We start from the raw sequence: 19,915 nt of genomic DNA on the forward strand, positions 1-19,915 counted from the left end.
TGTTTATATAGCACACGGATTAAAAATCGCTAAAGCCATCGAAAGCGATAAACTGATTGACGGTTTTAATGACATTATACTTATGCGAATTAAAGATATTTCAAATATTGAAATTCGTGAAAAGCATTACCAAACCTTGACCTCTTCATTACTTAACTCACGTCGAGAGTTACTTAAAAGAGAAAGTGATTACCTACAGCAATTATACCGCTTAAACATCGCTAAATTAGAATTAAGCACCATGAAATCATTGTCTGAAAATCTAGCACTGATTAATAAAATTGGTCAATACATCAATAATAGTACTGATATTCAAAGTACCCTTCCAACGATTCAACAGGATCTTTCCAACCTATTTCAGATAGATACATTAGCCCTAGGTTTCTACGACAAAGACAAAAACCAAATTTCGATTCATTACCTCGATGACGAAGGTACGGTTAAAGAACCTTATATTACCGACTGTAAAAGTGAAGCGACATATATGAGCTACTGCATAAGAAGTGACTCGGCTTTTTATTATAATCATATGAATAGTGAACAAAAATTAACGATGCTTGGTGAAAAATGCAACCGACAAGTTCAGTTTAAATCTATTATGTTTTCACCAATAAAAATTAACGGTGAAATTAGAGCAGGATTTACAGTACAAGCCAAAGAAAGCTACCAATATCAAACCTTTCATTTTGAGCTATTTACTCAGCTGATTAGTTATATCTCTATAGCTCTTGAAAACCAATACAATCGTCAACAATTATTGCGCCTCTCACAGACTGATCATCTTACTCAACTGTGGAATCGTAAATCACTTGAGGTACACTTCTTACAATTAAAAAATCAATGCTCAGAAAGCTACACCGCTATAATGATCGACATCGATCACTATAAAGAATATAACGATACCTACGGTCATATTTCTGGTGATAAAGTACTAATCAAAATAAGTAAATTAATCAAAGAACATTTTTATGGATTAAACACTGAAGTATATCGTTATGGTGGAGACGAATTTTTCATACTTATTGCTGATATTAACAAGCCTAAAATTAACAGTAAGTTAGCCTATTTACTTAAAAACATTAAATACTTATTTATTCCACATGAACAATCGACTTGCTCAGATTATGTGTCAGCATCTATTGGGGTAACCTATATCGAGGACGATTTACATACTTTAACGCTCAATGAGTTAATTGAACATGCTGATAAAGCATTGTACACGGCAAAAAAAATAGGCCGAGACTGTTATTATGAGTCCTCACAGATTAAAGAATTAGTCTAAAAAATCACTTTGGATGACTCATTTATACTAACAGCTGTGGTATTCTCTGGTTTAATTCAGGAATTAGAACCTATTACTCCGTATGACAAAAATACACATTAATAAAATCATCACGTTACAGAACCAAAGTAATTGCACCTTGCTAGAAGTAATGGAAAATCAAGGAATGATAGTTGAGTCTCAATGCCGTAATGGGGATTGTGGTGCATGCCGATGTACGTTGATATCGGGAGAAGTGAGTTATCAAACATCCCCCCTCGCCTTCTTATCTTCTAATGAAATCCTACCTTGTGTATGTAGAGCAACAACGGATCTTGTTATTGAAGGAGTTCATTTTCAAATAGCGGCAAAAAAGGCATAAAAAAACGATCCTATTGGATCGCCTTTTGGTTTTGTTTTACTGAAAACTCAATTTATGACAAAGCACTCTGCGGTACATAAATCTCTGACTCTCTGTTCAGTGATTCATAATGACCAAACATAGGTTTCTTTTCTAAACATCGGCGCAGCATATCAAGCATCAATGTTGATACGATTGATCGCATTTCATTGTAGCTATAATTCCGTTTTAAGCTGATTAACTGCCCCCATTCACCATAAGGCGTTGATAACGCAACAGCCACTTTTCCTTGAAGCATAGGGCCAGAAGACAAGCCAATTGCCGTTTGCGTTCTTTCTCGTGTCGCTGCGGCTAATGCTAGTGCCGCTGCAAGAGGATCTTGTCCCGCCATTTGTTGATCTACTTGTGACGACAAAATCCAACCTTGTTTCATATTAGCCCGAATTTGCTCATCTTCTTGCAACCAATTAGTTAACCATCCACCCGTTGCTTGTTCTGCAACCGTTAAGTTTAGTGAAAACTCACTCAATAATGCGCCAACATTAGGAAGCATAGATTCATCAACACTTACAACATTGTCGCCAAGCAAATGATACATACGTTCTAATACAGGAAAACGCCCATCATGGTTAGCAGGACCAAACAACTTTACTTCAATGAAAGGCAGAGACGAGCGATAACCAATTTCAAAACCATAAGGCAGACGTATTTGTTGTAATTTATCTTGAATACCTGACTCTGATAGACCAAAGGTAAATACGCGACTGCACTTAGACGCTTCTACCATTGGGTGCCATTGTTTCATTCGAGGTAGAATTTGATACTCCACCATTACTTTAAATTCAGACGGCACACCGGGAGTAAAAATAACAATCGATTTATCAACTTCAATAAAGAAACCACACGCAGTACCTACTGGGTTATCAATCAATTGTGCCCCATCAGGTAACATTGCTTGTTTGATATTGCTGTGCGGCATCTCTTTGCCTTGCTCTAAATAACGAGCTTGCATACGATCTAACCAATATTGAGACATCACTAAAGACGTATTCAATACTTGAGCAGCAGCTTCACTAGAAATATCATCCGAAGTTGGTCCCAAACCACCATTAACAATGACAACAGACGCATTATTGGCTTGATGCTTAATTTCAGCAACTAAGGAGTCTATATTATCTCCAACCGTAGAGCGGTTCGATAACTTAAAACCATGTTGATAAAATAACTGAGCCATCCATGCGGCATTCGTATCCACAATGTCACCATGTAGAACTTCTTCACCTGTGCTAATCATTGCTACTTGCAACATGCACCTTTCCTCTTTGATATTTCTATAATTCCTTCTAATTTATCATATTAATCGATTTAAAAAACCCATCTTATTTCAATTATTATGAATATTCCTCACAATCCAAAATGTAAACATTAAATTACACCTAACGTAATCTTAATTGTACAAAATGATTGAGTTAAATTCTAATACAGAGTACATTCTAATCATCATAAAATGTATCAAACTCAAATTTATTTAGCATAGAAGTAGTGTAAATGAAGACAAAAGTACTCGGAAGCGCTCTAATTATTGCAGGAACCACTATTGGAGCAGGTATGCTCGCTCTTCCTTTGGTTTCTGCCAGTCTCGGTTTCTTTACAGCCAGTCTTCTTATGGTTGGTATTTGGGCAATAATGAGTTACACCAGCTTATTAATGTTAGAAGTACATCAGTATGGTGAGCGTAGCGCGACATTACATAGTCTTGCTTTTCAATTTCTTGGTAAAAATGGCCAAAGAATTGCGACTTTCTCAATGTTATTTCTCTTTTATGCACTTTGCGCAGCTTACATTGCCGGAGGGAGTGAACAGTTCCATTCAAAAATAAATATCATTTCTCCTCTTGAACTATCAAAAACAAGTTCTACTATTCTTTTCACTATTATTGTCGCAGTGATTATTACGCTGGGTACAAAAACCGTTGATGTCATTAACCGTGGTTTGTTTACCTTAAAACTGATCATGCTAGTTTCGATTCTGTTTTTTCTTACTCCCAATATCACTGGTGAGTACTTAATGTCGCTCCCTGTCCACCAAGGTGTGTTTATTACCGCGCTGCCGGTTATTGTTACCTCTTTTGGTTTTCATGGCAGTATTCCTGCGATTGTTAACTACTTAGATTTAGACATAAAAAAGATAAAAACTAGCCTATTGGTAGGTTCTTCTCTTCCTCTAATTATTTACTTATTTTGGCAAGGCATTACCTTAGGGCAGTTATCCCAAACTGAATTTGAGCAAATCAGCGGGTTAAACCAGTTTATTACGACCATTCAACAATCGATTGACCACCAATTTATTCAACTTGCTTTATCGCTGTTTGCTGACTTAGCACTATTGACCTCTTTTATTGGTGTAAGTCTAGGTCTGTTTGAATTTTTACGCGATTCATCAAAAAAATGGCACAAATCATCAATCATTACTGCCTTATTAACTTATACACCACCGCTAATGTTTGCCTTATTTTATCCGCAAGGTTTCATTACTGCATTAGGTTACGCTGCTATTGCTTTGGTTATTCTTGCTCTATTTTTACCTGTTGCTTTGGTAATCTCAGCACGAAAACAACACAAAAATCCTGAGTACAAAGTTGCTGGTGGCAAACTCGCACTATTAAGCGTTGTCCTTTTTGGCGTCGTTATTATTAGCAGCCAATTATTCAGCTCACTATAATGTTCTTATAACCAGTTAGCATTGAACTAAATACATAGATTGTAAACCTCTGTATTTAAGGCCTATTTATCCAATTTAATCAGGGATAAACAGGCCTTTTTTTGCTTTTATGTTTTGCAATTCTCATTGAATAGTAGATAATTGTGATCTAGCTCAGTATTTACTTTAAGGATTTTCCGTGAAAAAACAAGCAATAGCCAGTTTGCTTTTAGGATGTGCAGCGTCAACACAAGCCTATGCACTAGATACTAATAGCGCCTACGACATGGAATATCAAAGTGATTGTTCATCAAGTATTTATTCTAGCTATTGTTCAACGACTTCTTTTGACTTTTCGCCGATGCGATTAGACGGCGATACCACCCCATCAAAAATCGCTGAAACTGATGCTTTTTCTACGGATACAAACCTACCTCATTATTTACGCGTTTCTGATGAGCGTGATTGGGATTACTTAATGGAGCAGTCTTACACCATTCTTGGTTTAAGTGTTGCAACCGTTGGTTTAATGACATTTTTACCAGAAAGTATTACTAAATGGGATTCTGAAGATTCAAGCCTTAAAGGTCTTGGCAATAAGTGGAAAGATAACGTAAGTGCGGGCCCTGTATGGGATAAAGATGAGCATTTCTTAAACTATGTAATGCATCCTTACTTTGGTGGTGTTTACTATACTGCTGCTCGTCACGCTGGCTTTAATGAATTCGAATCTTTCTTATATTCGACCACTATGTCTACTTTCTTCTGGGAATATGGTGTTGAAGCATTTGCCGAAGTCCCATCAATTCAAGATTTATTTGTAACCCCTTTCTTTGGTGCCGTAGTCGGTGAATTAATGCTACAGCAAGAATTAAGCATTACCGAGAATGGCGGTGAAGTAATGGGTTCTGAAGCATTGGGTAGCTTTAGCTTGTTCTTCTTAAACCCTGTTGGTCACATTCATTATTGGGTTACTGATGCATGGGGTGACGATACAGAAGTTAACCTAGCTTACAATGCATGGTTCAGTAATGGTGATGCGGCACAATTTGCCTATGATGCGGGTATGCCTTATACCGATCAATTTGTTGGCTTAGAAGTTAAATTGAAGTTCTAAGCGTGTAATACGCTAAATTATCATAGCAAAGGGCATCCAGAGTGATGTCCTTTTTTATATCTCAATATTATGACTAATCCAAAAAAGCAGTATGACAGACACAAAAAAACCGAGATTAACTCGGCTTTTTTGTGTCTGCATAAAGCGACTTACTAAAACATTAAGCTGCTTTGTAAATTACTTTATTACCAGCAAGTTGTTCACGTACAACTAGGCTCTCTTCAACTAGCTTTTTCAAGCCACCAGTTGCCCATGCTGCCGCTTTTGCTTCTTCTTGACCAGCAGCTACGCCAATCTCTTTTGAATTGATACCTTCAGGATTCTGGCAAACAATATCAAATACCGTCAGTTGCTTTGGCGTAAGAGCAATATCTGTCGCTACTGCCGCGGCTTTAGGTGCTGCTGCAACTACTGCTTCAACTTTCTTTTCAACTGGTTTAGCTACTTTTGCAGGTTTAACTGCTTTTTTTGCTTCAGTTTTTGGTGCAGTTGCTTTAATGCGTTTATGCAGCTTAGACTGTACTTTACGTTTGTGAGCAATTTTCATGAAACTTAAACTCCGTTGCGCTATATCTATTTTTAAGCGGAATACGCTCAAAGGTGATAGCGGAAAAAAGATGTCAATTCCTAAAGTGAAACTCAAATAGTTGTATCGGAATTGGCGAAGCGCGTTTTATACCAAAAAACGCGCAATATTTATAGAGACAGTGACACTGTATGGCGAAAAGTACGCCACTTTTGCCAAATTTCTTACCAAAGAGGCACTTCATCTGCTACAAAAGGGTTAGTTCTACGTTCATAACCAAAGGTTGATTCAGGACCGTGACCCGGTACAAATTTCATCTCATTCCCTAAAGGCCACAATTTTGTTTTGATCGACGAGATTAACGTATCGTAGTCGCCTCTAGGAAAATCTGATCGACCAATCGCCCCTTTAAATAGTACGTCACCAACAAAAGCCATCTTCGCGTCTTGATTGAACAATACAACATGACCTGGCGTATGCCCTGGAGTATGAATGGTATGCAATACTTGATTACCAAACTCAATCACATCACCTTCATTCAACCATTTGCTAGGTTCAAATGCATCAGTATGAGGAAAACCAAATCGTTGACTTTGATTTGGTAGACTTTGTAACCAAAATTCGTCTTCTTTATGGGGGCCAACAATAGGCGCATTTGTGATTGCAGCTAACTCTTCAGTGCCGCCTACATGATCTAAATGCCCATGAGTTAATACCAAATTCACAACCTCAACATTTAATGCCTCAATCGCTTGTTTTAATAAATGTACATCACCACCGGGATCAATGACGACGCCTTTCATGGTTTCATCACACCATACAATTGAACAGTTTTGCTCATAAGAAGTCACTGGAATAATTTGATATTGTAAACTCATGGTTTTCTCTTCCTAAAATAATTACGTTAAGAATACCACGGCTATTATTTTAGGGGAATTTAGATATGATCTTGTTGTTCCATCATCACGAACTATTACTGTGATGGTATTTGACTCCAGTGGTTATCCCACATCACATTCGTTTGATGGCTTGTCACTTCGCCCTTTTCTGTTCGGCTAATTACCTTTCCTGTTCCTGAGCTAATGTGCCATTGTGAAAAAGGACTGTCGTTATGATTAACAGGGACTCGACCCTTGGTATGAACACCACCAACGCCAATCGCTAACGTTGTATCATCAATTCGGATCACTTCATGTGGACCAATACCAAAACCAGTAAACTCATTTACCTTAGTTAAATTAGTACCTCGTAATTGATAAACACCGATAATACCTTCACTCGTATCCTTTTCACCCTCAGTGGTATACAGCGTAAGCCCATCAGAAGAAAACACACCATGCCCATAGAAATAACGATTGGGCATGGCAGCGGTAATAGAATCACTTTGACCTGTTTTAATAGAAAACAGCTGCATATAATTTCCCGGACGACGAGCAAAGGCAACCGCCAACTCACCATTAGGAGATATAGCAACACCATGCCCTCTCTCTGGTAGAGTAATAGAGTGAATAGGATAACCTTCACTATCGGCAACCACCGCTCCAAAATGCCCCTTATCCGTTCTAGAACAAGAGATTAAAGAGGCTTTTTTATCCTCATGTGCTGTAGATGAGCAGGCTGTTAACCATGGAGACAATGCCATAACACTAACACTGCCTTGCAAGATTTTTCGTCGTTGTTTATCAATCGCCATCGGTTGCATTAAATCCTATAGCAATGTTAAGTTCGATAGCCACTTCTTCATGAATCAAGTATTTCAAATACTCTAATTTATTATACAAAGACAACGTGTTTTGATAACCAGATTTAGTTTGTAATGAACTAAACAGAGACGATGCTTCAGGCCATGTCTCTAACGTGGAATTGAAATGATCCTCGATTCTGATTGCCAAATCAGCGTGCCCTTGCTGACGTAAATAATTATCAAGCCCAACGCCATTTGCCAAATAGAGTTTCTGCATTGCTTCTACATTGTATTTAAGCCAAGTTAGCGAGGTTTCTGAGCGCCATGATTCTGAAAAATAAGGGCGTGGATGTCCAATATTTGCCAGTGGGCGACTGAGCTTCTTCATACTGTAATCAAGTTGATTAGCAAGCAATGCGATGTATTCATTTAACCACATGGTTTCATCTAACTGTGTCCATGGATTTATCTGCCATGCTTGAGCCATTTTTTTCGTATTAAGCGCCAAATTTTCAGTAATAGCTTGACCTAATTGACACGATTCTTCTGCTGGCAACGTCGATGCCGGATCAAATAATAACCACTCCACCGCACCTAAACCTTGGGTAGTCACACTCTGTTGTTGGATCAACTCACTATTCCACGTTTGATCTTTTTTCAACAGTTGAGACATTTTGCGCCCAGTGGTGTTTTTCTTGTCCGGCCAAAATTGAATATTCCAATTTAAGCTCAGCGCCGCTTCTGGTCCTCTCTCTTGACCTTGCAACGCCATCCACGATTGCATGGTTTGTTGCCACTGCATAACAACCGTTTCTTTTGTTGTTTGATTTGCACAATACCCGTCAAAACTCTCAGCCAATCGTTGACTAGATCCAACTAAGCGTTGAGCTGATTGTTGTTCAATATAATAAACATGGTCAATCATATTGGTGGAGTTAGGAACTTGATTCGCTTCATTAGTACTTTGACAGGCAGTAAGTAACACCGTGCTGCTTAACAATAGATAGATACTTTTCATTACTTACACCTTATAACGAATCTAAAAATGCCAATAACGCATTACGATCTTGTGTTGATAACTGCACGACTTTATCGCGTGCTTGTTGTGCTTCACCACCGTGCCATAAAACAGCTTCTAGTACATTTCGAGCTCTACCATCATGCAGCATCTCAGTATGGCCATTCACTTCTTGTGTGTAACCAAGCCCCCATAAGGGTGGTGTTCGCCACTCTTGCCCATTAGCTAAAAACTCAGGTCGATTATCAGACAAACCTTGTCCCATATCATGAAGGAGCATATCGGTATAAGGATTAATAATTTGATTTGATAACGCCGGTCTTTCTTCAATTTTTGCCGTCTTGATATTCGTTTTATGACAACTTTCACAACCGATATCTTTAAATAATTTTTGGCCTTTAATTACTTGAGGATCTTTTGTATTTCGACGAATAGGTACCGCTAAGTGCTGTGAATAAAACTCAACAAAATCTAAGATTTTATCACTCACTTCAGGAACCCCTCCGTGAGGAAATTTGTCACAAATGGCCTGTTCCTTAGTGCAATCATCTTTAGGAAACATCGTGCTAGTTAAACCAAGATCACCATTAAACGCCGCCGCATTTTGCTGCATTAATGTCGGCTGTCCTGCTTTCCATCCGAAACGTCCCAATGTCAATGCATCAACATTAACATTCCATACACGGTTCGCCTTGCCAGAAATCCCTTTATTCTCTTCTTTTTGCTGTGTGGCAAAATCTAAAATAGTTTGCTCAGGAATAGATTCTAATAAGCCTAAACCAATCATTGGTGGTGCAATACGAGCAGATAACAAGACATTGTCTGCCATCTCACCATAAGCTAAATCAGTTATCGATAACTTTGGCTTTCTTAATGTGACAACGTCACCATCAGCAAGGGTTATAGGGTGCGCGGTATAAGTGATCTTAATTTGCCCCTCAGGATCAATCCCTGGTAAAGAAAAATCTTGTAGCTGACCACCATACATAGGTTCAGGGATCACGCCTTCCAAAATAACACGTCTTTTTTGCTCTGGGGTTAAGGCGGGAATACTTAACCGCACCAACATAGAAACCGCATTTGTATCGCCCTCTTTAGGTGTGTGACCTCGCCCATCTTTAATGTGACAGCTTTGACATCCATTCGTATTAAAAAGCGGTCCTAAACCATCACGCGCATCTGTTGATGCCGGAGCTTGCACCCAAGGATTACGAAAAAAACTATTTCCGACACTAAAGTCGAGGCGCTTACTCATTGGTAAGTTTGCGGCAGGTAAAGAAAATGCATTTTGGCCATTCTTCTTAACACTGGTTTTTCCACCTGAGGCGATATCCACAAAAGCAGTATCAGATGAAGAAGCAGAGAAAGAGATAATTGATAGTAAAGCTATTGCTCCAAGTATTGCGGGTTTCATGATATCGAACGTCCTGATTATCATTTTATCGCGCTTATCAATATACCTAGTATCGGTAATATTAATTTAATTATTTTTATATCGATAAGCCCAATATTAAAAAACAAAAGAGCTCAATCACTTTATTAGAAAATGATTGAGCTAGTGATTCACTGCTTTTTCTTAGAATTAAAATTCATGATCTGCGGTATCAGGGTTCAAGCTTGTAATCCCAATAACATTCGCTGCACGCTCAATAGACGCCGTTTGTAATACCAAAGACATGATTGATTTATTCACCAGTGCATTACCCGCCACATTATCTGATGCAATCAACTGGTCGAAATGTTGGTTATCTTTTTCAGCCGCTGACACTAACGTACCAACTTGAGTGCGTGTTGCATCAAATTGTTGTTTAATTTCTTTCGCTGCTTTTTTATCTTCTTTCGCAACAAGATCATGAATACTTGGACCAGATAATGTTGAACCGTTAGTACGCGTATAAGTCCCTGTGTAGACGTTATAGATACCTTGCTCATTATAATAATGAGAGTTATGCGTGTTATCAGAGAAGCAATCGTGTTCATCTTCAGTAGAGTTAGCTTCTAATGCCACCTTCATACGCTCACCCGCAAGTTCACCTAATGATAATGAACCCATACCAAACAACATTTTACGTAAACCTTGTGTTGATGATTCCGATAGCAGCTCAGCGCGGTAGTTTTTCTCGCCTTCTTTCCACTGTTTTTCCATCCAAGATAAATCTTTGATTAACAGCTCAGAAGCCGATTTCAAATACTCAGCACGGCGTTCACAGTTTCCATTAGTACATGCAGAGCCAATAACATAATCTGTATATGGACGCTCACCAGCTCCGGCGTTAGTGCCATTTAAATCTTGGCCCCATAGAAGAAACTCAATCGCATGGTAACCTGTTGCTACGTTTGCCTCTGAACCACCCAGCTCATTAAGGTCAGCCAATTTATCCGCTTCAATGCTTTTCACATCCAGTGTTTCTGCACCAATTTTGATTGAGGTAGAAGCAACGATGTTTGCTTTTGCGCCATCATTACCTAATTCATATTGGTAATCATCAGCAACATAATCAATTAAGCCTTCATCTAATGGCCACGCGTTTAATTGTCCTTCCCAATCATCAACAACGGCATTTCCGAAACGAAACACTTCAGATTGTTGGTAAGGAACTCGCGCTGCTTTCCATGCAGTTTTAACCGTTTGTAAGCCTTTCTCAGATGGGTTATTCAAAAAAGTGTGAATGGCTTTATCAAGTTGCTGAGCTGTTGTTAATGAATCACTGTATACCGCATGAGCAATATCTGCATAGTGTTCAACCACTTCTGCTTGCGTTGCTGCATAAGAAAACGTCGGTAAAACAAAAAGAGAAGCGGTAATGATATTTCGGGCAAATTTAACGCGGTTCATAAATCGTCCTTGTTGAGCAAATGAATAGAGTATGTAAATCATTAAGTGAATTTTGTAAGCATTCATTAATGATAATTATTTTTATTTGCGTAATATACGCAATTGAAATGGAAATGCAAATACTTATCATTTAGGTTACTCAATTTAAAATAGATACAAAAAAGCCCCATTCAATGATGAGGCTTTATATAAATCGTAACTTTACTTAATGATTTCGATATTATCTATTTATCAAAATTAAGTTTATGACCATGATCAGCTTTAGATTGTAAGTAATGCTCATTGCCTTTCTTCACATGAGCATGAGTGTTAACCACTTCCTCTAATTCAATACCATAATCCTGAATATCTTTTATTTTCTTCGGGTTATTGGTCACTAACTTTATTTTAGTAATCCCAAGCGCATTAAGCATTTGCGCTGCTTCTTTAAAATCACGTAAATCATCCCCAAACCCTAGGTGATTATTCGCTTCATAAGTATTCATGCCTTGGCTTTGTAGCTCATAAGCATCCAGTTTATTATATAGACCAATACCGCGTCCCTCTTGGCGAAGATATAAAATAATACCACCGCTTTCAGCCATGCGATTAATGGTTTCTTCTAATTGCTCACCACAGTCACAACGTGATGAGTGAAAAACATCACCCGTTAAGCACTCAGAATGCATACGAACTAAAGGCGTTGTTTGGGTTTTATCTGCTTGATTGAAAATGACAGCAACGTGTTCTTTTTCAGTCTCTAACCCTTCAAATGAAAGCATTTCTGCAGGGATATTACTTTGTTGCCCTACCATTAACTCTATACGAGCTCTTACGTCTGCCATGCTGATTTACTGCCTTTTTTCAATGAGAAGAGTAGACCTTCTACGATTTAACCAGATAAAAAGATCATAAGCATACCGAGCTAAAGTGCAAGAATCAAAAAAAAGGCCTAACAAATGTTAGACCTTTATAGATATATTGCTTATTTATTACATTGCCGCTTTAAAAATGCTCACAATTTCATCATGTGTTGCTTGTTGAGGGTTAGTAAACCCACACGCATCTTTTAATGCATTTTCAGCTAGCGTATCAAAGTCTTCTTCTTTTGCATTTAGCTCAGTAAGACCTGAAGGAATACCAACATCTTTTGATAGCACCTTAATTACATCAAGTGCCGCTTGAGCACCCTCTTCGTTCGTCATACCTTCTACATTTACGCCCATTGCTTTTGCCACGTCTTTTAAACGCTCTGGACATACTTTTGCGTTGTAGCTTTGTACATGAGGAAGAAGAATGGCATTACATACGCCATGTGGAAGATCGTAAAAACCACCCAATTGGTGTGCCATCGCGTGAACATAACCTAAAGAAGCGTTGTTGAATGCCATGCCAGCCATGAATTGTGCGTACGCCATTTGCTCACGCGCTTCAAGATTCTGACCATCTTCTACCGCGGTGCGTAAATGTGCTTGAATTAGTTCCATCGCTTTAATCGCTACGGCATCTGTGATTGGTGTTGCCGCAATAGACACATACGCTTCTATTGCATGCGTTAATGCATCCATACCTGTCGCAGCGGTTAATGAGGCCGGTTTAGCAAGCATTAGCTCAGGATCATTCACCGACATTAACGGCGTTGTGTGCTTATCAACAATCGCCATTTTAATGTGACGTGCTTCATCGGTAATAATACAGAAACGCGTCATTTCTGATGCCGTGCCTGCCGTTGTATTGATAGCAACTAAAGGCATTTGAGGTTTTGGCGATTGATCTACGCCTTCATAATCCCCAATTTCGCCACCATTTGCCGCCACTAAAGCGATTCCTTTAGCGCAATCGTGTGGTGAACCGCCACCTAGCGAAATCACTAAATCACAATTATTTTCTTTTAGAATGACAAGACCAGCCTTTACGTTACCAATGGTTGGGTTAGGTTGTGTGCCATCAAAAACAGCCACTTCAATATCACGCTCAGCAAGCAAATCAGACACTTGCTTAACCATGCCGATTGCAACTAATACATTATCAGTAACGATTAACGCTTTTTTGTAGCCTTGAGATTTGATGCTGTCCATTGCTTCTGTAAGACAACCCGCACCCATTAGATTTATGCTAGGGATAAAAAATGCACTCATAATCAACTCCAATATAATTCATATAAAATTTAACAACTGGTTATGTTGTACCACTTTTTGATTATGCTTATTTTTGATCTAAGACAAGTTTTGTAACGGGTTTATTTTGTTACAGCAAAAACGTGAACTAGAGCATTAGCACTAATGCGTGAGGTCACATAAAAACACGCTAAATTATTGACAATAAAAACAACAAGTTAAACACTTAATACGTGGCCATTCTCTTTAAGCCATTTTTTACACTCTTGAAAATCAGGCATCACTCTTTCAACTTCTTTCCAAAACTGAGGCGAATGATCGTGATGAATGAGATGACACAATTCATGAATCACCACATAATCCACCACGCGATTTGGCGCTTGCATGATTAGCCAATTAAATTCTAAATCTCCGTAAGGCGTACAACTCCCCCAACGGCTTTTAAACTCTTTAATTCGAATAACCGCGGTTTCAACTCCCACCATCGGCGCATAGCGGTGAACTTTTTCACGAATTTTCTTTTCAGCATTCCGCTTATACCAGTTCACCAAGGCACGATTAATATACTGCGGTTGATGCTTAGGTTCAGGCACCGTGACCAGAATGCGCCCCGCAATCAATTTGGTTTGAGTTAGATCACCTGCCACCACTTTTAAACGATAATTACGCCCAAGGTAAGGGAAAGCTTCACCCGATACATACTCTCTCGTATTCATCGGTCTCACATGCTGATTTAACGCGAGCTTTTCGATAATCCACTGGTGTTTATCTGTAATTAACTTTTCTATGCGTTCAAGATCGAGCTTTCTTGGCACAACGACAACGACCTTTCCCTCTTCCACTTTAATGGATGCGGTTTTTCTACGAGAAGTACGCTCAATGTAAACACCATAACTTTCTCGTTGAATCAGTTCTGCCTTTTTCTCTTTTGCCATGCTACTTATTTCCGAACTTGGTTTTCGCCAAATCCATAAAGCGATCTTGTAGAACCGTTACCAAAGCTTTATCACCAAATGGTTGATCAAGCACAGCACGCTTGATCTCTTTCTTCATGCGTTTTATTTCATCTTGCTTATTGAAGAAGTCGACAATTTCCGTCGCTTCATCAAGCATGATAACTAACGCTTGCGTTACCGCTTTAATCTCATCATGAGTTGATTCGGCAATCACATCGCCATCACTGACGTTGGTGACTTCGGCGATAAGAATATTGTAAAAAGCGAACTCAGTTTCAGACAAGCCGACATCTTGCGCCGCCTGTTGATACGCTGAGCCAATATCCCCTCTCATCTCTAACATTAACTCAAGTTGCTGTGCCCATTTACCAGCTGTTTTTTCGATAATGTCACGCAGACGTAAACTCAATGAATGGTAAAATTCAGGGTCTTCATCCAAATTAATCGTAATATGGTGCTTAATGGCATTTTCTATTTCAGACGCTTTAGATTCGTCCGATTTAATCGCTGTAATGCTTTCTTTAAAATTGGCTGCCAGTAAATCAATCGGTGCGATTTTCGGATCAACCCCCGTGCTAAGAATATGCTCATCCACTAATTGGCGCACTTTGGCACCAATGTCGTTCATGTCTAGCCCTTCGTCTCGATATTTGGTTTTCGAGGCATTGTGGATCTTGCCTAATAACTTCATATCAGGAATAAACGGAGCGGCCTCAGCATCGGGCAGAATAACGTTAAGCTGCTTACCAAACTGCTTAAATGCCATGTCAAATTGCGCTCGCACTGTTTCATCTTTTAATGCTAAAACGTAATCATCAATATCGTCACTCGGTTTACCGTTATTAAGTACCTGCTTAAAGAACGACATGGCACGAGTATGCTTGGCTTTTAGCTTTGGTATCTCATCTTTTAAGCTTTGATACGACCCTTCTACATCATCGCTGCTGAACAGTTCCAACGCCTCAGTAAGGTACGTTGCTAACCCATGATAATCCACCACATAACCGCATGATTTGTTTTTATAAGTCCGGTTAACGCGGGCAATGGCCTGCATTAAGGTGTGATCTTGCAGCTTTCTGTCGATGTACATCACTTGGGCAATAGGCGCATCAAAGCCCGTTAACAGCATGTCTTTCACTATTAAAAAAGCAGTGTTGTTAAACTTTTTATTTTCCTCTTTTGTACCTTGCTTATCGATACCAAAAGGCTTTTTAAAATTGGTGATGACTTTCTTTTGATGCACTTTATCCGTGTATTGAGTCAGATACTTTTCATCATTGTGATCGCCAGAGATAATCACCTCTGAGTGAGGCGCACCTAATTCATCTAACGTCTTTTTAAAGATAGCCGCCGCATGACGACTGCCCACCACGATCATTGCTTTAAAGCCATCAGGACGAATATGTTCTTTATAGTGTTTGATTAAATCGATACAAACCCAACGAATACGAGCTGGAGCTTCACGAACCGCCTTTTCTACACCGTATTTTCTTTTGATCTCACGCTGTTCCTCTTCGGTATATTCGCCAAAGTATTCTTCAAACAGCTTATCGAGTGAATCACCTGCCACTTCCGATTTCACTTCACGGCCTTCATAAAGCAATTTAACCGTTGCGCCATCTTCTACTGCTTGGTTGATTTTGTACTCATCGATGTAACCACCAAACGCTTGGCTCATTTTTTGAGTTTTCAGCAATGGCGTTCCGGTGAAACCAATTTTAGGCGCATTGGGTAACGCGGCATTAATCGTCATTGCCAAACCACCAAATTGGGTTCGGTGCGCTTCATCGGCAAGAACAATGATTTTGTCGCTTGGGTTTAAATCAGCAAAGCCTTCTGCTACTGTTTTTTGCTTCTCTTGTTCTTTTTCGAGATCAGCAAATTTTTGTACCATCGCGGTCACAAGATCAGAGCTGTCTTTCTTTAGTAATTCTTTTAATTCTGCCACGGAGCCTGCGTTATACACCGTCTCACCCTGCGCATCACGGAAGGTATTTGATAGCTGCTCATCAAGTTGAGTTCGGTCGGTAATAAACACCAACTTATACTGTTTTAATTCGGCATCACGACGCATTTTTACGGCAAGCATCACCATGGTCAGTGATTTACCACTGCCTTGAGTATGCCAAACTACGCCACTTCTTTCTTTTCGATCCTTGCCTGATTTCAATCGTTCAATCACTTTATTAACCGCGCGATATTGCTGATAACGTGCCACTTTTTTAATTAAGCGACCGTCATCAGTTTCAAATAATATGAAGTTTTGCAGAATATCGAGAAAGTTTGAAATACTGAACATGCCCGCCAATAAACGCTGTTGCGCGGTAACTTCTGTTAATACCTCATAACTTGCTGCTGGCTCGGCGGCTTGTTGCCACTCATCATGCTTTGCTAAGTTATCTTCACTCTCGTCTAACGCATCGTCAGGGATTTGAACTGTAATAGCAGAATGAAGTGGAACGATATTATCGCGTAATGACTGTTGTGCTAATTGTGCATCAGAAAAAGGATACGCGTCTTTCCAATCACCATAATGCTGACTGTTTGAGCTGATGGTGCCCACTTTGGCTTGATCTCGACAGGTCGATACCATGAGTTGGTTATACCAAAACAGTTTTTCAGCCCCTTCGTGATCATCGGTATGACGTAGATTCGCGTAACGGCGCAATTGATTAATGCCATCACTCATCGGCGCGGAGATATATGGTGATTTACATTCAATCACGGCGAGCGGAATGCCATTAACAAAGCAGACAATATCAGGAATGATACTTTGGTTTGCGCCTTCTACTTTAAATTGGTTGGTACATAAGAATTCGTTATTGCTTGGGGTTTCAAAATCAACCAGTTTAACCGTCTGCCCTTTTCGCCCTTTGCCTAAGTCTTGCTCTACTGAGAGGTAATTAACCATGGTTTGATAGAAGGCGTGGTTATATTCCATTAAGGCGGCGAAATTAGGATGCGTGACTTCACGAGAGACTTTGCGAAGGTTCTCATCACTTATCCACGGATTAATGCGTTTAATCGCGGCTTCAAGGCGTTTGACTAACACCACGTCACGCAGGTAAGTACGCTCAGGAATGCCATCGGCGCAAGCATAATCTGGTGACAATTGTTTACCTTGAATGTAAGTCCACCCAAGTTGAACCAACTGAGCAATGGCAGGGGCTTCTACTTTATTGAATTCGTTGTTAGCCAAAATGTATTCTCTGCTAAAAGAAGGGATTAAACTTTACCACCATGGGTAAGCCTATCTGAATTAGGTGCAGGCACAATTGAATTACCTGTTGTCATATCAAAACAACCGCTCTCTTCGGTGCCTTCGAACGTCTGGATAAATCGAACTTTCATATCAGGATAAGCATTAAATACTTTCATCCAGATACTAAAAAAACCAGCCTGCTTAGCCATCATAACTATCGCCGCTTTTGTACTCTCACTATTAGGCTCACTTTCCAATAATGATAAGGCGACTTGTGCCACCCCAAACGCTTCCATTCTTTGAGCACTACGGTCTAAAGCAACTTGCTGATTATTTGAATCAGTAAACACCTGAACTGGTTTTTCTAAGCCGACTAAGCGCAAGGTATTTCTAGCCATGACCTTTTGACGAGGCAGCAACTGAGGTGAATAATGAACCGTCCCATCAAAGTCGTAATTATAAGCGTAAAACGTATTATCACGGTCGGGAAAGAGTAACCGTTTAAAATCCACTTTTTTACTGCCTTTACAGGAATTACAATTAGTACACGCTAATAAAAAATTTGACCATTTTTTTTCTAAATGCGGTTGTCCATAAGCGCCATCTTTTGGCTCAATATGCTCAACGGCCAATAAGGTGACGATTTTCCTTTCACAATAACTGCAATATAACCCAAGACGAGAGACTAATTCAGGCTTGGCAGCTTCATATTGATTAAAATCACCAACGACAGGCGACGCTCTTTTTCTGATTGGTCGCATTGTCTACTCCCCTAGTTTAGCGACTCGTTGCATTTCCAAAAAGGCTTGGAATGCAGGATTATCCGCATAAGGCGCTAATGAGTTAGCCAGTCTCTCTTTATATTGTTCAAGCTTATCTTCAGCCACCATATCCGCCTCATTTAGGGCTTTTAGGTATTCTGTCGCGACCCCTTTCATCTCCGAATATCTTTCACTGACTTCAGGTGAATTGACATTCATGATACCAACGGCAATGTCTTCTAAGGTTTTATTTGCGACCTGTACTGGCACTTGTCCATCAAGCATAATCAACTCTTCACTTGAGCGTAAAGATTGAATTAAAAATGGCGAATGCGTAGTGCAAATAAACTGAACATTTGGGAATGTAGTGCGTAAATCCTCAATGACATGACGTTGCCATTTTGGGTGCAAATGCAGATCAAGCTCATCGATTAAAACCACACCTTCTGTTTGCTCTAAAACAGCCTCGCCAAGATGTGGGTTTAGTAATGCGGCTTTTTGAGCGATATCGGCGACTAAAGCTAACACACAGCGTTGACCATCACTTAATAAATTAAATGGTTGAGGCTCTGCGTCTTTGAGCGTTAATAGTAACTCTTCTCTTTTAGGATCATAACGTAGCTGCTCTGCGTTATCGATACAACTGACCACAGCTTTACGAACGACCGTCAACATGGTTGGCTCTTTGCCTAGCTGAAACGCTTGCCACTCTTGGCGAGCAAACCAAGCAACTAATTCTTTAAGAGCAATACGCGGATCAACACAATGCTTATAGCCATCAAGTCTGGATGGTTTGGCACTTGATTTAGTTAATGAGGGTTTGGCTTTCGATGCTTTAGGATCTTGCCATAAACGCATGGTGCCGTAATAACTAATAAGAGGCAGTGAAATATCATCAGCAAGATTGTCATCACACGCTTTCGCTAATGAAATTAGATCGCCTGCGTTGCCATAGCGAGTGTTGCCTGCTGGGGACTCTTTTGAACGCTCCCACGAGATGGCTTTTTCTTTTACCACTCCCGAGGCCGAAACAACCACAGGCCACGCCTCTATAAATTGAGCTTCATCTTCTTTTTCTACATACGATAAGGTGGCATCACTTGGCTCTAGTCGTTTTTTATCGTTCTTTTTCTTAAAACCAAGCAACCATGTTGCGATAGCGACAGAAACTGCATCCAGTACCGCTGTTTTACCTGTCGCATTTTGCCCTACAATTAAATTAACTTGAGGGTGAAAACGAAACGTTTCGTCTTTATAACAACGAAAATTTTTAACTGATACGGTATGTAGTTTCATTGAGTTACCAACGTAAAGAAATATCTGCCTAACATCTTAACCTATAACCACTGTCTTTTCAGGTGGTTGCTTCACTATTTTTATGTCCCGACTTGGGGGGT

At 39.6% G+C, this 19,915-nt stretch carries 17 protein-coding genes; 4 read left to right on the forward strand and 13 right to left on the reverse strand.

What is annotated here, in order from left to right:
• The coding region (locus tag Q1K78_RS12715; RefSeq protein ID WP_300179301.1) for a sensor domain-containing diguanylate cyclase at nucleotides 1-1,282 on the forward strand (1,282 nt) is incomplete at its 5' end.
• Nucleotides 1,283-1,364: 82 nt separating this feature from the next.
• Nucleotides 1,365-1,643: a class I ribonucleotide reductase maintenance protein YfaE gene (gene yfaE, locus Q1K78_RS12720; protein WP_300179304.1), complete on the forward strand. Its 279-nt coding sequence runs from the start codon at nucleotides 1,365-1,367 to the stop codon at nucleotides 1,641-1,643.
• Between the two features lie 52 nt (nucleotides 1,644-1,695).
• On the opposite strand, the gene Q1K78_RS12725 is transcribed toward yfaE, so the two are convergent.
• Nucleotides 1,696-2,931 (reverse strand): CinA family nicotinamide mononucleotide deamidase-related protein, encoded by a 1,236-nt coding sequence (locus tag Q1K78_RS12725; protein WP_300179307.1) that lies wholly within the window; start codon nucleotides 2,929-2,931, stop codon nucleotides 1,696-1,698.
• A 239-nt stretch (nucleotides 2,932-3,170) separates the two neighbouring features.
• Between Q1K78_RS12725 and Q1K78_RS12730 the strand changes: the two genes are divergently transcribed.
• Nucleotides 3,171-4,343, forward strand: coding sequence for an aromatic amino acid transport family protein (locus Q1K78_RS12730; RefSeq protein WP_300179310.1), 1,173 nt, complete (start codon nucleotides 3,171-3,173; stop codon nucleotides 4,341-4,343).
• 178 nt (nucleotides 4,344-4,521) lie between these two features.
• Nucleotides 4,522-5,439, forward strand: coding sequence for a DUF3943 domain-containing protein (locus tag Q1K78_RS12735; protein ID WP_300179313.1), 918 nt, complete (start codon nucleotides 4,522-4,524; stop codon nucleotides 5,437-5,439).
• A 160-nt stretch (nucleotides 5,440-5,599) separates the two neighbouring features.
• Here Q1K78_RS12735 and Q1K78_RS12740 read toward each other — a convergent pair whose 3' ends face one another.
• The 12 genes from Q1K78_RS12740 to Q1K78_RS12795 form a co-directional block, all read right to left on the reverse strand.
• Entirely contained in the window at nucleotides 5,600-5,986 is a 387-nt protein-coding gene (locus tag Q1K78_RS12740; RefSeq protein ID WP_300179316.1) for a hypothetical protein, read from the reverse strand.
• Nucleotides 5,987-6,189: 203 nt separating this feature from the next.
• On the reverse strand, nucleotides 6,190-6,843 hold the full coding sequence (locus tag Q1K78_RS12745; protein WP_300179319.1) for an MBL fold metallo-hydrolase: 654 nt from the start codon (nucleotides 6,841-6,843) through the stop codon (nucleotides 6,190-6,192).
• Between the two features lie 95 nt (nucleotides 6,844-6,938).
• Nucleotides 6,939-7,658, reverse strand: coding sequence for a DUF1513 domain-containing protein (locus Q1K78_RS12750; protein ID WP_300179322.1), 720 nt, complete (start codon nucleotides 7,656-7,658; stop codon nucleotides 6,939-6,941).
• Nucleotides 7,648-8,667 carry an imelysin family protein gene (locus tag Q1K78_RS12755; protein WP_300179324.1) on the reverse strand — a complete coding sequence of 340 codons (1,020 nt, stop codon included), beginning with the start codon at nucleotides 8,665-8,667 and terminating at the stop codon, nucleotides 7,648-7,650. The genes Q1K78_RS12750 and Q1K78_RS12755 overlap by 11 nt, the downstream gene beginning before the upstream one ends.
• A gap of 10 nt (nucleotides 8,668-8,677) precedes the next feature.
• Nucleotides 8,678-10,081, reverse strand: a complete 1,404-nt coding sequence (locus Q1K78_RS12760) for a di-heme oxidoredictase family protein (RefSeq protein ID WP_300179326.1) — start codon at nucleotides 10,079-10,081, stop codon at nucleotides 8,678-8,680.
• Between the two features lie 168 nt (nucleotides 10,082-10,249).
• On the reverse strand, nucleotides 10,250-11,503 hold the full coding sequence (locus Q1K78_RS12765; protein WP_300179329.1) for an imelysin family protein: 1,254 nt from the start codon (nucleotides 11,501-11,503) through the stop codon (nucleotides 10,250-10,252).
• Nucleotides 11,504-11,727: 224 nt separating this feature from the next.
• Nucleotides 11,728-12,327, reverse strand: coding sequence for a GTP cyclohydrolase II (ribA, locus tag Q1K78_RS12770; protein WP_300179333.1), 600 nt, complete (start codon nucleotides 12,325-12,327; stop codon nucleotides 11,728-11,730).
• Between the two features lie 147 nt (nucleotides 12,328-12,474).
• The gene (yiaY, locus tag Q1K78_RS12775; RefSeq protein WP_300179396.1) at nucleotides 12,475-13,623 is read right to left on the reverse strand and encodes an L-threonine dehydrogenase; all 1,149 of its coding nucleotides are present in this window, start codon (nucleotides 13,621-13,623) and stop codon (nucleotides 12,475-12,477) included.
• Nucleotides 13,624-13,817: 194 nt separating this feature from the next.
• Complete coding sequence (locus Q1K78_RS12780; RefSeq protein ID WP_300179336.1) at nucleotides 13,818-14,534, reverse strand: SprT family zinc-dependent metalloprotease; 717 nt, start codon at nucleotides 14,532-14,534, stop codon at nucleotides 13,818-13,820.
• A 1-nt stretch (nucleotide 14,535) separates the two neighbouring features.
• Nucleotides 14,536-17,754 (reverse strand): HsdR family type I site-specific deoxyribonuclease, encoded by a 3,219-nt coding sequence (locus Q1K78_RS12785; protein WP_300179339.1) that lies wholly within the window; start codon nucleotides 17,752-17,754, stop codon nucleotides 14,536-14,538.
• 26 nt (nucleotides 17,755-17,780) lie between these two features.
• Nucleotides 17,781-18,518, reverse strand: coding sequence for an HNH endonuclease (locus Q1K78_RS12790; protein ID WP_300179341.1), 738 nt, complete (start codon nucleotides 18,516-18,518; stop codon nucleotides 17,781-17,783).
• Nucleotides 18,519-18,521: 3 nt separating this feature from the next.
• A complete protein-coding gene (locus Q1K78_RS12795) occupies nucleotides 18,522-19,814 on the reverse strand; it encodes an AAA family ATPase (protein WP_300179344.1) in 1,293 nt (430 codons plus the stop codon).
• Between the last annotated feature and the right edge of the window lie 101 nt (nucleotides 19,815-19,915).

Origin of the sequence: uncultured Aliivibrio sp., assembly GCF_946479765.1 — a bacterium.
GTDB lineage: Bacteria > Pseudomonadota > Gammaproteobacteria > Enterobacterales > Vibrionaceae > Aliivibrio.

What these genes read in the sequence shown, in the direction of transcription:
- yfaE (WP_300179304.1), top strand. Translation starts at nt 1,365, where the DNA reads ATGACAAAAATACACATTAATAAAATCATCACGTTACAGAACCAAAGT.
- Q1K78_RS12725 (WP_300179307.1), bottom strand. Translation starts at nt 2,931, where the DNA reads ATGTTGCAAGTAGCAATGATTAGCACAGGTGAAGAAGTTCTACATGGT.
- Q1K78_RS12730 (WP_300179310.1), top strand. Translation starts at nt 3,171, where the DNA reads ATGAAGACAAAAGTACTCGGAAGCGCTCTAATTATTGCAGGAACCACT.
- Q1K78_RS12740 (WP_300179316.1), bottom strand. Translation starts at nt 5,986, where the DNA reads ATGAAAATTGCTCACAAACGTAAAGTACAGTCTAAGCTGCATAAACGC.
- Q1K78_RS12745 (WP_300179319.1), bottom strand. Translation starts at nt 6,843, where the DNA reads ATGAGTTTACAATATCAAATTATTCCAGTGACTTCTTATGAGCAAAAC.
- Q1K78_RS12750 (WP_300179322.1), bottom strand. Translation starts at nt 7,658, where the DNA reads ATGGCGATTGATAAACAACGACGAAAAATCTTGCAAGGCAGTGTTAGT.
- Q1K78_RS12755 (WP_300179324.1), bottom strand. Translation starts at nt 8,667, where the DNA reads ATGAAAAGTATCTATCTATTGTTAAGCAGCACGGTGTTACTTACTGCC.
- Q1K78_RS12760 (WP_300179326.1), bottom strand. Translation starts at nt 10,081, where the DNA reads ATGAAACCCGCAATACTTGGAGCAATAGCTTTACTATCAATTATCTCT.
- Q1K78_RS12765 (WP_300179329.1), bottom strand. Translation starts at nt 11,503, where the DNA reads ATGAACCGCGTTAAATTTGCCCGAAATATCATTACCGCTTCTCTTTTT.
- ribA (WP_300179333.1), bottom strand. Translation starts at nt 12,327, where the DNA reads ATGGCAGACGTAAGAGCTCGTATAGAGTTAATGGTAGGGCAACAAAGT.
- Q1K78_RS12780 (WP_300179336.1), bottom strand. Translation starts at nt 14,534, where the DNA reads ATGGCAAAAGAGAAAAAGGCAGAACTGATTCAACGAGAAAGTTATGGT.
- Q1K78_RS12790 (WP_300179341.1), bottom strand. Translation starts at nt 18,518, where the DNA reads ATGCGACCAATCAGAAAAAGAGCGTCGCCTGTCGTTGGTGATTTTAAT.
- Q1K78_RS12795 (WP_300179344.1), bottom strand. Translation starts at nt 19,814, where the DNA reads ATGAAACTACATACCGTATCAGTTAAAAATTTTCGTTGTTATAAAGAC.